General features: G+C 71.5%; 12 protein-coding genes. 9 read left to right on the top strand and 3 right to left on the bottom strand.

Translation table 11 applies throughout. From position 1 onward, the window contains the following. Positions 1–17: 17 nt before the first annotated feature. The 3 genes from ACI2LY_RS13420 (at position 18) to ACI2LY_RS13410 (ending at position 4,779) form a co-directional block, all read left to right on the top strand. Complete coding sequence (locus ACI2LY_RS13420) at positions 18–1,358, top strand: peptide ligase PGM1-related protein (RefSeq protein ID WP_404707235.1); 1,341 nt, start codon at positions 18–20, stop codon at positions 1,356–1,358. A 4-nt stretch (positions 1,359–1,362) separates the two neighbouring features. Further along, positions 1,363–2,577 (top strand): MFS transporter, encoded by a 1,215-nt coding sequence (locus tag ACI2LY_RS13415; RefSeq protein ID WP_404707234.1) that lies wholly within the window; start codon positions 1,363–1,365, stop codon positions 2,575–2,577. A gap of 195 nt (positions 2,578–2,772) precedes the next feature. Beyond that, complete coding sequence (locus tag ACI2LY_RS13410; RefSeq protein WP_404707233.1) at positions 2,773–4,779, top strand: AMP-dependent synthetase/ligase; 2,007 nt, start codon at positions 2,773–2,775, stop codon at positions 4,777–4,779. A gap of 2 nt (positions 4,780–4,781) precedes the next feature. Here the strand turns inward: ACI2LY_RS13410 and ACI2LY_RS13405 are convergent, their stop codons facing one another. Together ACI2LY_RS13405 and ACI2LY_RS13400 are read right to left on the bottom strand one after the other, a co-directional pair. Beyond that, the gene (locus ACI2LY_RS13405; RefSeq protein ID WP_404707232.1) at positions 4,782–5,432 is read right to left on the bottom strand and encodes a class I SAM-dependent methyltransferase; all 651 of its coding nucleotides are present in this window, start codon (positions 5,430–5,432) and stop codon (positions 4,782–4,784) included. Positions 5,433–5,627: 195 nt separating this feature from the next. Then, positions 5,628–5,831 carry a cold-shock protein gene (locus ACI2LY_RS13400; protein ID WP_388997126.1) on the bottom strand — a complete coding sequence of 68 codons (204 nt, stop codon included), beginning with the start codon at positions 5,829–5,831 and terminating at the stop codon, positions 5,628–5,630. A 285-nt stretch (positions 5,832–6,116) separates the two neighbouring features. Here ACI2LY_RS13400 and ACI2LY_RS13395 point away from each other — a divergent pair, with 285 nt between their 5' ends. The 6 genes from ACI2LY_RS13395 (at position 6,117) to ACI2LY_RS13370 (ending at position 12,096) form a co-directional block, all read left to right on the top strand. After that, positions 6,117–6,965 (top strand): menaquinone biosynthetic enzyme MqnA/MqnD family protein, encoded by an 849-nt coding sequence (locus ACI2LY_RS13395; protein WP_404707231.1) that lies wholly within the window; start codon positions 6,117–6,119, stop codon positions 6,963–6,965. Between the two features lie 55 nt (positions 6,966–7,020). Further along, entirely contained in the window at positions 7,021–8,586 is a 1,566-nt protein-coding gene (locus tag ACI2LY_RS13390) for a serine/threonine-protein kinase (protein ID WP_404707230.1), read from the top strand. Further along, positions 8,579–9,295 carry a prepilin peptidase gene (locus ACI2LY_RS13385; protein ID WP_404707229.1) on the top strand — a complete coding sequence of 239 codons (717 nt, stop codon included), beginning with the start codon at positions 8,579–8,581 and terminating at the stop codon, positions 9,293–9,295. Before ACI2LY_RS13390 ends, ACI2LY_RS13385 begins: the two co-directional genes overlap by 8 nt. Before the next feature lie 71 nt (positions 9,296–9,366). Beyond that, on the top strand, positions 9,367–10,581 hold the full coding sequence (gene mqnC, locus ACI2LY_RS13380) for a cyclic dehypoxanthinyl futalosine synthase (protein WP_164191817.1): 1,215 nt from the start codon (positions 9,367–9,369) through the stop codon (positions 10,579–10,581). 7 nt (positions 10,582–10,588) lie between these two features. Continuing rightward, the gene (locus ACI2LY_RS13375) at positions 10,589–11,188 is read left to right on the top strand and encodes an imidazolonepropionase-like domain-containing protein (RefSeq protein WP_404707228.1); all 600 of its coding nucleotides are present in this window, start codon (positions 10,589–10,591) and stop codon (positions 11,186–11,188) included. Between the two features lie 215 nt (positions 11,189–11,403). Next, a complete protein-coding gene (locus ACI2LY_RS13370; protein ID WP_404707227.1) occupies positions 11,404–12,096 on the top strand; it encodes a demethylmenaquinone methyltransferase in 693 nt (230 codons plus the stop codon). A gap of 7 nt (positions 12,097–12,103) precedes the next feature. Here the strand turns inward: ACI2LY_RS13370 and ACI2LY_RS13365 are convergent, their stop codons facing one another. Continuing rightward, positions 12,104–12,439, bottom strand: coding sequence for a PASTA domain-containing protein (locus ACI2LY_RS13365; protein WP_404707226.1), 336 nt, complete (start codon positions 12,437–12,439; stop codon positions 12,104–12,106). Positions 12,440–12,458: the final 19 nt, after the last annotated feature.

The raw sequence follows: 12,458 nt of genomic DNA, 5'->3' as shown, positions 1-12,458 counted from the left end.
GAAGAAGGGGTCCGGGCATGGCCACCCTGATCATCAGCAACCAGCGCACCGAGGAGATGGTCGGCGACCTTGAGCTCCTCGACCCGGACTACCGCCGGTATGTGGGCAACCAGGCACAGCGGATGGCCTGGTGCCTGGAGGACGGCGATGTCCTCGTGCTGCCCATGGCGGCCGACGAGGCGTTCCTGCGCTATGTCCTCGAGACCCTGGGCCTGGCCCGGGACTCGGTGCGCGTGATCGTGCCCCCGTCCGGCCGGGTGGGGGAGGGCCTGCTGTCCCGCGACCGGCTCGTCGACGAGGGCTTCCTCGCCGAGCTGCGGGAGGCGGTCGCGGCACACGGCGTCGACCGGGTGCTGCCCTTCCACTTCGACCGCTCGGTCGCCGAACTGACCAAGGCGCTTGGTCTCGACGGCGTGACGCCGGGCTTCGGTTTCCTCGACCAGAGCGGTGGCAGGCTGCTCAACAGCAAGTCGACGTTCCGCGCCCTGGCGGGCGGCGTGCACGCCCCCGTACCCGACGGCGGTGTCTTCTCCGCGCGGGACGAGGCGGAGGCGTTCCTGTGGGAAGGGCTGCTCTCCCGTGGTCTTCCGGCGATCCTCAAGCAGGACTTCCATGTCGCCGGGTTCGGCAACGAGATCGTCAGCCCGCGGCCGGGGGTCGACCCGCTCGGTGCCCAGCGCACCGTGCTGACCGAGACCCGCGAGGAGCTGGTCAAGTACCTGACGGACCGCTGGGAATGGCTCACCGACAGCGGCCGCAACCGTGTCGTGATCGAGCGGTACATCCCCGAGTCCGTGCCCATCTACGCCGAAGTCCGGGTCGAGGAAGACGGCGTCGAGTTCACCGGGCACGGCGAGATGCGGATGAAGCCGGTCCTCAACGGGCTCGTCGTGCCCGCCACCTCCGCCCGGCTCCCCGCGTTTCCCGGCTTCCTGGACGCCGTACAGCGTCTGTGCGAACCGATCCATGCCATGGGGTACCGGGGGATCGTGAGCATCGACGCCATCGTGACCCCGGAGGAGGACATCCTCGTCAACGAGTTCAACTGCCGTACGGGTGGCTCCACCCACATCCACCGGCTCGGCGAACGGGTGGTCGGCGCCGACTACTTCGAGGAGCGAGTCCTCGTGGAGCTGCGCCGCTGCACCTTCCCGCCCTTCACCGAGGCCATCGACGCGCTGCGCGCACGCGGCCTGGCCTACGATCCGGCCTCCCGCACCGGAGTGCTGATCACGGTCGACGACAACAGCTCCTCCGGCTTCGGCGAGTACTGCGTGGTGGCCGAGGACGCCGACGCTGCCCGCGAGCTGGAACTGGCCGTCGCCGACGCCTTCCGCGTCCACCCCACGGAGGGCTGACCCCATGTCCCGCAGCAAGCAGAGCTACCGGGAACTGATGACCCGTGAATTCGCGCTCTGGGCTGTCGTCGCGCTGGCGAGCAAGGCTCCCGTGGCCATGGCTCCGCTGGCGCTGGTGTTCCTGAGCAGGGGGGCGCACGGCGGTTACACCCTGGGGGCGACTCTGGCCTCCGCGTACGTACTGGGCGAGGTCGTCGGCGCGCCGCTGCTGGGAGCCAGGCTGGCCCGTTCCCGGATGCGGCCCCAGCTGGCCCTCGGCCTGCTCGGCGGAGCGCTCTCCTTCGGCGCGCTGCCCCTCGCGCGCGACGCGCCGCCCGTCGTGCTCGTCGGACTGGCCTTCCTGGCCGGAGCGGCCCCGGCCGCCTGTCCGGGCGGGGTCCGCTCGCTGCTGACCCGGCTGGTGGAGGAGCCGCTGGTGCCCCGCGCACTGAGCGCCGAGGCCACGCTCACCCAGCTCACCTGGGCCGCCGCACCGGCACTCGTCGTCCTGCTCGCGCTCCAGGTGCACCCCGGTGCGCCGCTGGCGCTGGGAGCGGTGCTCGCGGCAGTCGCCGGGCTGCTGGTGCTCCGGCTGCCGGAGCCCCCGGCGCGGGGCGACGGCGGAACGGCGAAGGTCCGTATGACGCGGACCCTGTGGGCAGGCTGGCCCGTCTACCTCACCAGCGCGGCCGCGATGGCGATGCTCGCCACCGCAGAGCTGGTGCTCCCGGCCCTGCTGGAGGACCGGGACCTCCCGGTGGGCTGGTCGGGCCCGCTGCTCGCGGCGTTCGCCCTGGCCAGCGCGCTCGGCGCGTTCTGTTACGGGCTGCGCGCCTGGCCCGGTTCCGTGGCGGCGCAGAGCCTGGTGTTCCTCACGCTGACGGCGGGCTGCGTCACCCTGATCGCGTTCCTCCCCGGCCTGCCCGGCGTCGCGCTGGGCCTGATCCTGGCCGGCGTCTTCCAGTCCGGAGTGATGGTCACCCGCAACCTGAGCCTGCGCGAGCGGCTGCCCGAGGAGGCGCACGCGGCGGCGTACTCGGTGATGTACGCGGTGCAGGGCGTCGGGTACAGCCTGACGGCCACGCTGTCCGCGGTGGCGCTCGAGGCGGCGAGCCCGGCGGCGGCGATCCTCGGCGGTGTCGCCGTCACCGTGCTCATCACCGCGGCGAGCGCCGTGGCCGAATCCCGTTCCACTCCCGCCGCGCGGCCCACCGCGCCGGACCGGCGGGCCAGCGTGTAGCCCGGCGGCGCGGGCGGCCGCCGAAGCGGAACATCCCTCACGAAACCTCCGGGACTGCACACATCCGGCGCCGGACCACCGCCTGGTGCGCACAGGGTCACCACAGGTGCCTCGTACGATCGCCAGCCTGAACGGCGGCGCACCGGGTCCACGGAAGGCCGCCGTGAACGCCCCGGTGCGCGGGGCGCGTATGTCATGCAGCAAGCAGTACGCCGCTGCACGTCCCAGGAGCCGCCCGTGACCGCCCTGTACCCCAACGCCCCCGTCTCGCCCGCCCCGCACGTCTCGGCCCTCGACTACGACGGCCGCCCGGTGCTGGTGGAGCCCGAGATCCGGCGCCTGGACGGGGCCGTGTGCGAGGTGGCGGTGCCGCCGTTCGCGCCCCCGGTGACGCACGGCTCGCTGGCCGACCTGCCGTTCGACAACGCCGAGGCCGCGCCCGGCGCGATCGTGCTCAGCCGGAAGAACGCCTCCGGCGAGTGGGAGGACGTGACCGCCGAGCGGTTCGCCGCCGAGGTGCTGGCGGTGGCCCGCGGGCTGGTCTCGGAGGGGCTGATGCCCGGCGAGCGGATCGCCGTCATGGCCCGCACCCGCTACGAGTGGACGCTGCTGGACTTCGCCGCCTGGGCGGCCGGTCTGGTCACCGTGCCCGTCTATCCGACCTCCTCCGTCTACCAGACCCGCTGGATACTCCAGGACTCCGGCGCCGTCGCCCTCATCACCGAGACCACCGCCCAGGGCGCCGCCATCGCTCCGGAACTGGCCCAGCTCCCCGAGCTGCGGCACGTGTGGGTCATCGACGAGGGCCATGTCGAACTGCTCGCCGAGGCGGGCGCGGGCACACCGGACGGGGAGGTCGCCGTACGCCGCGGCATGCTGGGCCCCGACACGCTCGCCACCCTGATCTACACCTCGGGCACCACCGGCCGCCCCAAGGGCTGCGCCCTCTCGCACGGCAACTTCTTCGCCGAGGTCGACAACGCCATCGAGCTGCTCCACCCGGTCTTCAAGGCGACCACCGGCGACGAGGCGTCGGTGCTGCTGTTCCTGCCGATGTCGCACGTCTTCGGCCGCATGGTCGCCATCGCCTGCGTACGGGCCCGGGTACGCCTCGGCCACGCGCCCAGCCTCAAGCCCGAGCATCTCCTCCCGGACCTGGCCGCGTTCCGTCCGACCTGTCTGCTGACCATCCCGTACATGCTGGAGAAGGTGTACAACACCGCCCGCGCGAAGGCCGAGGCGAGCGGCAAGATCGCCGCCTTCGACCGGGCCGCCGCCACCGCCGTGCGCTACGGCGAGGCGCTGGAGGCCCGCCAGACCGGCACTGGCAACGGCCCGGGCGCCACCCTGAAGGCCAGCCGCTCCTTCTTCGACTCGCTCGCCTACCGCAAGCTGCGCGCCGCCATGGGCGGCCGGGTCCGCTACGCCATCTGCGGCGGCTCGCCCCTCGGCCGCCGCCTGGCCGCCTTCTACGCGGGCGCGGGCATCGAGATCTTCGAGGGATACGGCCTCACCGAGTCCACCGGCGCGACCACCGTCACCCCGCCGCTGCGGCCCCGCCTCGGCACCGTCGGCTGGCCGCTGCCCGGCACCCGGGTCCGGATCGCGGCCGACGGCGAGATCCTGATCTCCGGCGACCATGTGCTGCGCGGCTACTGGGACCAGCAGGCGGGCGGTGTCGTCCCCGCGACCCGCGACGGCTGGCTCGCCACCGGCGACCTGGGCCAACTGGACGACGACGGCTACCTCACCATCACCGGCCGCAAGAAGGAGCTGCTGATCACGGCGGGCGGCAAGTCGGTCGCCCCGGCCCCGCTGGAGAACTGGCTGCGCCAGCACCCCCTGATCTCCCACTGCCTCCTCGTCGGCGACGGCCGCCCCTACATCGGCGCGCTCATCACCCTGGACGCGGACGGCCTGGCCCACTGGCGCCAGATGAACGGCAAGCACCCGGTCCCGGCCGAACTCCTCGTCGGCGACCCGGACTTGAACGCGGTGCTGTGGGACGCCGTCGAGCAGGCCAACCAGCTCGTCTCCCGCCCCGAGTCCATCCGCCGCTTCACCGTGCTGCCCGGCGACTTCACCGAGCACACCGGCCACCTCACCCCCTCCATGAAGCTCCGCCGCGCCCGCATCCTGCGGGACTACGCGGACGCGGTGGAGGGCCTGTACGAGGGGTCTGGCCAGATCACCGGCCCCTGAGATCAGCGCACTTGGGCGAGGAGGAACGCCTGCGCGACGGGCTCCCCGGGTTCGGGCTCCCGTACCGTGCGGGAGCGGAGCGCGAACCCGGCCTCCTCCAGCAGCGCGGCCATCCGCTCCGGGTCGCGGCGCAGGAAGTCGAGGCTGACCGGATGCCCCCACGGCTGGTCGTGGCGCCGGGGTTCCTCGCCCGCCTGGAAGGCCAGCAGCAGCTGCCCGCCCGGCGCCAGCACGCGGCGGAACTCGGCGAACAGCGTGGGCAGTTGGTCCACCGGGGTGTGGATGCTGGAGTACCAGGAGACGACACCGGCCAACTCCCCGTCGGGGAGGTCCAGTTCCAGCATGGAGCCCTGCTCGAAGCGCAGGCCGGGGTTCTCGCGCCGGGCGACGGCCAGCATCGCGGGGGAGAGGTCGAGCCCGAACACGTCGAGCCCGAGGGCCGCGAGGAACCCGGTGATCCGGCCGGGCCCGCACCCCAGGTCGGCCACCGCCGCACCCGCCCCCACCAGCTCCGCGAACACGCGCAGCAGGGCCCGGTCGAGGGGCTGGGAGACGTGGGCGTCCCGGAAATGGTGGGCGTAGTCCTCGGCGATGGCGTCGTAGAACGTCCGGGTGGCGGCGAGGAAGTCGGGGGAGACGGAGGAGTCGGTCATGGGGAGCGACCCTAGGGGGTTCCGATCACTTCCGGGCTTGGAATGCGCCTGCCTCCCCGGCGATCAATGCGCGGGGCGCGGAGCCGGGAATTCGCCCGGAATTCACCGCGTCGAGGGGAGAAAGGCAGGAGCCCCGTCGCCGGAAGGCGTGGGGCTCCTTGGGTACTGCACTCAGATTCTGCGATCATGCAGAGATCAGGCGGGGGTGACGTTCTCCGCCTGCGGACCCTTCGGGCCCTGGGTCACGTCAAAGTTCACCTGCTGGTTCTCCTCGAGGGAGCGGAAGCCGGTGGCGTTGATCGCGGAGTAGTGAACGAAGACGTCGGGGCCGCCGCCCTCCTGGGCGATGAAGCCAAAGCCCTTTTCGGCGTTGAACCACTTAACGGTTCCGGTAGCCATAAGCCCTCCTTGGGCCCAAAAGGGTTGCCCTGCTCCAGAACCTGCAAGTGCGAACGGTGCTGCACGACTGCATTCATCTGAAAACGACGAGAGCCCGCGGTCACATGCTCCGCAGGCTCTGTACTGCAAGGGAAACCAAACTGCAACTTGCGGCGAGCCTAGCACGCAGGCCGCCGAAAGCAATAGAGGTCAAGATCACGTCACCCGAATGTTTGAACCCCTTCTCGGGCGCCCCGGCGACGGCCCGGTCGGGGCGACGTAACGCAAGGGGTCTAGTCTCGCGATGTGGACAATTCTCGCACCCGGCCGCGCGTCGGCCACATCCAGTTCCTCAACTGCCTGCCCCTGTACTGGGGGCTCGCGAGAACCGGCACGCTCCTCGACTTCGAGCTGACCAAGGACACCCCGGAGAAGCTCAGCGAGCAGCTGGTGCGCGGTGATCTCGACATCGGCCCGATCACGCTCGTGGAATTCCTGCGCAACGCCGGTGACCTGGTCGCCTTCCCGGACATCGCGGTGGGCTGCGACGGCCCCGTGATGTCCTGCGTGATCGTTTCGCAGGTGCCCCTGGACGAGCTCGACGGCGCGCGTGTCGCCCTCGGCTCCACCTCGCGGACCTCGGTCCGCCTCGCCCAGCTGCTGCTGGCCGAGCGGTACGGGGTGCGGCCGGAGTACTACACCTGCCCGCCCGACCTGAGCCTGATGATGCAGGAGGCGGACGCCGCCGTCCTCATCGGCGACGCGGCCCTGCGCGCCAACCTGCTGGACGCGCCGAAGTACGGCCTCCAGGTGCACGACCTGGGCGCGCTGTGGAAGGAGTGGACGGGCCTCCCGTTCGTCTTCGCGGTGTGGGCCGCGCGGCGCGATTACGCCGAACGCGAGCCGGAGATCACCCGCAAGGTGCACGAGGCGTTCCTCGCCTCCCGCAACGTCTCCCTGGAGGAGGTCGGCAAGGTCGCCGAGCAGGCCGCCCGCTGGGAGGCGTTCGACGAGGCGACCCTGGAGCAGTACTTCACCACCCTCGACTTCAGCTTCGGCCCCGCCCAGCTGAAGGCGGTGGAGGAGTTCGCCCGCCGCGTCGGCCCCACGACGGGCTTCCCGGCGGACGTGAAGGTGGAACTGCTCGGGGCGTAATCACTACGCTGCGAGGGCGCGGCTTTACGGGGGAGCCCGCGGGGGAGGGGTCGCCATGCAGCCGCTCGGAGCGGACGAACCGGCCGCCGTCGGACCGTACCGGCTGCTGGGCCGCCTCGGCTCCGGGGGCATGGGCCGGGTCTACCTGGGACGCAGCGCGGGCGGCCGTACCGTCGCGGTGAAGATCGTCCACCCGCAGTACGCGCTGGACGAGGAGTTCCGGGCCCGCTTCCGCCGCGAGGTGGCGGCCGCCCGCCGGGTAGGCGGCGCCTGGACCGCCCCCGTGCTCGACGCCGACCCGGACGCCCCGGTCCCCTGGGCCGCCACGGCGTACGCGGCGGGCCCCTCCCTCACCCAGGCCGTCACGGCCCACGGCCCCCTGCCCGCCCACACCGTACGGGCGCTCGGCGCGGGCCTCGCCGAGGCGCTGGCCACGGTCCACGCGCTGGACCTCGTGCACCGGGACGTGAAGCCGTCCAACGTGCTGCTCACCCTGGACGGCCCGCTCCTGATCGACTTCGGCATCGCCCGCGCCACCGAGGGCACCGCCTCCCTCACCGCGACCGGCGCCTCCGTGGGCTCCCCCGGCTACATGGCCCCCGAACAGATCCTCGGCGGCCGCGTCACCGGCGCGGCGGACGTCTTCTCCCTGGGCGCGGTCCTCGCCTACGCGGCGACCGGCAACCCGCCCTTCCCCGGCGACTCCTCGGCGGCGCTGCTCTACAAGGTCGTCCACGAGGAGCCGGAACTAGGCTCACTGGAAGGCGAGTTGCGCGAGATCGCCGCCGCCTGCCTGGCCAAGGACCCCGCCGGCCGCCCGGCCCCCGCCGACCTCGCCCACCGCCTGGCCCCGCAAGGCGCCGCCTCTCTCGTCACCGGCGGCTGGCTCCCCGGCCCGCTGGTCGAGCAGGTCAGCAGGAGCGCGGTCCAGATCCTCAACCTGGAGGGGTCCGCCGACGCCCCGTCGGGCCCGGTGGACTTCAGCAGCCCGGCGGTTTCGGGGGCGTTCGGCCCGGCGCCGGTGATGACCCCGGCCGCGGACACGGCCCCCGGCAAGGTGAGCGTGAGCCTGGCGGCGACGTCGGCACCCGGGGCGACGGGACGCGGACGCCGGGTGAGCTGCACGGTGGCCCTGGCGGTGGCGGGCGCGCTGGCGGCGATCTCCCTGGGCGTCACGACGTGGCTGCACGCGGGCGGGGACGGCGGCAACGACACGGCGGGCAGCGCCCCGGCCCACTCGGCACCGGCCGACCGGGCGGGCGCGATCCCGACCCGCTACCTGGGCACCTGGGAGGGCAAGGCCACCGGCCTGGGCGGCGCACTCCCCATGGGCACCTTCCGCGTCACGATCCACCAGGCACCAGTCGGCAAGGAGTTGGGCAACCTGCGCCAGACGGACCAACTGGGCGGAATCTGCGTAGACATCCTCACCCTGAAACAGGTGAACAACACCCGCCTGCTAGCTACGTCCACCGGCGCCAGGACCAACCACAAGGGCTGCGACCCCGCCCCGCACGACGTGGAGCTGACCCCCACCGGCGACGACCTGACGTACACCTCCACCAGCGCGGCCGAGGGCAACCCCGAGGCCCGCCTGTCCAAGGTGACGGCCGATGACTGACCTGCTCCCGGCAGCACTGGCGGCCCTGTGGGGCGCGCTGACGGGCGCCCTGCTCCCCAGAGCCGCGTACCGCTTCACGACCCCCCAGGGCACCCCCTGGCGCACGACATGCGAGGCGGACCACCCGTTGCCCGGCTGGCTGGGCAGGACACCATGCCCGAGATGCCCCCGCAAGACAGCGGCCACCCTCCCCCTGCTCACCGCCGCGATCTGCACCCTCCTGGCCCTGGCGACGGGCCCCCGCCCGGAACTACTGGCCTGGCTGACCCTGACCCCGGTAGCGACCCTCCTGACCACGGTGGACCTACGAGTACACCGCCTCCCGGACCCCCTGACCCTCCCCCTCACCCCCGCGGTCTTGACGTTGCTGGCCCTGGCGACGTGGCTCCCCGACCACACCGGCACCTACCGCACAGCCCTCTACGGAGCGGCAGCCCTCGGAGCCGCCTACCTGGCCCTCCACCTCCTCAACCCCTCCGGCATGGGCTTCGGAGACGTAAAACTGGCCCCGGCCCTGGGCGCGGCCCTCGGCTGGTACGGCTGGCCGACCGTCCTCCTCGGCACCTTCGCCACCTTCACCACGGGAGCCCTCTACAGCGCGGCCCTCCTCCTCACCCGCCGAGCCACCCGCAAGTCGGCCATCCCCTTCGGCCCCTTCCTGCTGACAGGCACGCTGCTGGGCGTACTGGCGGGGGCATACACCTCCTGAAGACGGGTGATCCGATCCCCTGGCGTAGGCTGACTGAGTCCGTCCACAACCCTTGACGAAAGGGACGCCCGGTGACCGAGAAGGCCGAACTCGCTTCTTTGGATGTCGCAGCCGTGCTGGACCGAGCCGCAGCGGGCGGACGCATCACGCCCGAGGAAGCGCTCGTCCTCTACCGCGACGCCCCCCTGCACGCGCTCGGCGCGGCCGCCGACGCCGTGCGCCGCCGCAAGTACGCGGGCATCGAGCACATCGCGACGTACATCATCGAGCGCAACATCAACTACACGAACGTGTGCGTCACGGCGTGCAAGTTCTGCGCCTTCTACGCGGCCCCGAAGGACACCAAGAAGGGCTGGAGCCGCGACCTGGACGACATCCTGCGCCGCTGCGCGGAGACGGTCGAACTGGGCGGCACCCAGATCATGTTCCAGGGTGGCCACCACCCGGACTACGGCGTCGAGTACTACGAGTCGCACTTCAAGGCGATCAAGGACGCGTTCCCCCAGCTGGTCATCCACTCCCTCGGCGCGTCCGAGGTGGAGCACATGGCCCGCATCTCCAAGGTCTCGGTCGAAGAAGCGATCACCCGCATCCACCAGGCGGGCCTGGACTCCTTCGCAGGCGCCGGAGCCGAGTTGCTCCCGGCCCGCCCCCGCAAGGCCATCGCGCCCCTCAAGGAGAGCGGCGAACGCTGGCTGGAGATCATGGAGACGGCGCACAACCTGGGCGTGGAATCCACGTCCACCATGCTGATGGGCACGGGCGAGACGAACGCCGAGCGCATCGAGCACCTGCGCATGATCCGGGACGTACAGGACCGTACGGGCGGCTTCCGGGCCTTCATCCCGTACACCTACCAGCCCGAGAACAACCACCTGAAGGGCCGCACGCAGGCGACGCTCTTCGAGTACCTGCGCATGATCGCCATCGCCCGCCTGTTCATGGACAACGTCCAGCACATCCAGGGCTCGTGGCTGACCACGGGCAAGGAAGTGGGCCAGCTGTCGCTGCACTACGGCGCGGACGACCTGGGCTCGATCATGCTGGAGGAGAACGTGGTCTCCTCGGCAGGCGCCAAGCACCGCAGCAACCGCCTGGAGATCATCGACCTGATCCGCAAGGCAGGCCGCACCCCCGCCCAGCGAGCGACCACCTACGAACACCTCGTGGTGCACGACGACCCGGCGAACGACCCGGTGGACGATCGCGTGGTCTCCCACATCTCCTCGACGGCGATCGAGGGCGGCACGGCCCACCCCGAATTGAAGCTGATCGCATCCAACTAGCCGCCCAGTGCTGACACTTCACGTAGCCGAGAACTCCCCGGAGACAGCGGTCCTGGTCGACGGCGCAACGGTGGCAGCCGTAGCCCCGTACGAAGAACTGACCGCGACCGCCCCCCAGGCCAGGGTCCGCCGCTGGCCCGGCATCCTCCTGCCGGGCCTCCTGAACCCGTACGCCCCAGAACTCCTGGAAGCGACGTACCACCCGGACCCCAGGGAGGCAGACACCCTGGGCACGGAGCCGATCACGGGCGCCCGAGCAAGCGAGATCTTCCGCAGGGACCCGACCCGCCTGGGAGCGAGCGCCCGCAGAGGCGTACAACGCATGCTGGCTCACGGCACAGTTGCAGTGGCGGGCGAGCTGCGCACGCGCACGGTGGCGGACGTGGTCCGCAGAGCGGGCCTGGCGATAGGCCAACGCCCACCCCGCCTACCGGGCCCCCCAGCCCTCTCCCCGACCCCCCTGATCCTCATGCCGCCGCTGAGGCCGGGAACGGGGGCCAGGTTCGCGGTATTCGACGTGGCGACGCGCGAGGAACTGGTGAAGCGGGGCGCGAGCACCTGCGTGGCGACGGTGATCGAGGGCCGTATAGTCCACCGCCGCCGCTGACCGAAACGGCGTGACAGCCGAAAACGGCGCGGAGGGGACGTGCCGGGGGGTGTCCGCCCGCAGCGGCCGGCGAAAAGGCAAGCCGAACGCATCGTAGAAACGTAAGTCGCCGGACCGAGGACGGACACCCCCCGGCGCGGCCCCGCCCCACGACGCACGGACCCGGCACCCCCACCGAACGGAATCCCGCCGACCGAGCCTGCAACAATGACGGAGTGACCCGCGCTTCCCTGAACAAGCAGCCGCACGAAGTCGCCGAGATGTTCGACGACGTGGCGGAACGGTACGACCTGACGAACGACGTGCTGTCGCTCGGCCAGGACCGGCGCTGGCGCAAGGAGGTGGCGAAGGCGGTAGACGCGCGCCCCGCGCAGAAGGTCCTGGACCTGGCGGCGGGCACGGCGACGTCATCGCTCCCCTTCGCCCGCACAGGCGCTTACGTGGTCCCCTGCGACTTCTCCCTGGGCATGCTCCAGGTGGGCAAGAAGAAGTACCCGTGGCTCCCGATCACAGCGGGCGACGCGACGAAGCTCCCGTTCAAGGACGACACCTTCGACGCGGTGACGATCTCCTTCGGCCTGCGCAACGTCCAGGACACGGACGCGGCGCTGCGCGAGCTGTACCGGGTGACGAAGCCGGGCGGCAGGGTGGTGATCTGCGAGTTCTCGCACCCCACGTGGACCCCGTTCCGCACGGTGTACACGGAGTACCTGATGCGAGCACTGCCCCCCGTGGCCCGCTCGGTGTCGTCGAACCCGGACGCGTACGTGTACCTGGCGGAGTCCATCCGGGCATGGCCGGACCAGCCGGCGCTGGCGGAGAAGCTGCAGAAGGCAGGCTGGCAAAGCGTGGCCTGGCGCAACCTGACGGGCGGAGTGGTGGCCCTGCACAGGGGCTTCAAGAAGTAACCGCACCTCACCGAGCGATCATCTCGAACGCATCCCCAGGCTCCCCGAGTTCCCGCTGAAGCCCACCGGAGGGCGGCGCGGGAAGCCGGGGCTCCCGCACACCCCCACCCCCCTCGCCGTCCCCGAGGTCGAACCACACGTAGACCATCGAGTCGGGCGGAACCTCGGCACCGGCGGGCGGATACTGCCGCACCACGTAATCGACGACCACGCGCTGGAATTCGGGCCGGTCAGGCGAGTTGAGAAACAGCCCCCGCGAGCGAGCGGCCTCGCGGGCGTCCACCGCCATGAGCCCGACCAGCCGAGGCACCCGTACCTCAGGCGTTTTGGGTGGTATTCGCACTGATGTCACCCCCAGTGGT

Origin of the sequence: Streptomyces sp. NPDC002176, from assembly GCF_044903645.1 — a bacterium.
GTDB lineage: Bacteria > Actinomycetota > Actinomycetes > Streptomycetales > Streptomycetaceae > Streptomyces.
Note: the sequence above shows the minus strand (reverse complement) of the source record. Positions and strands in the feature narration are given on the sequence as shown.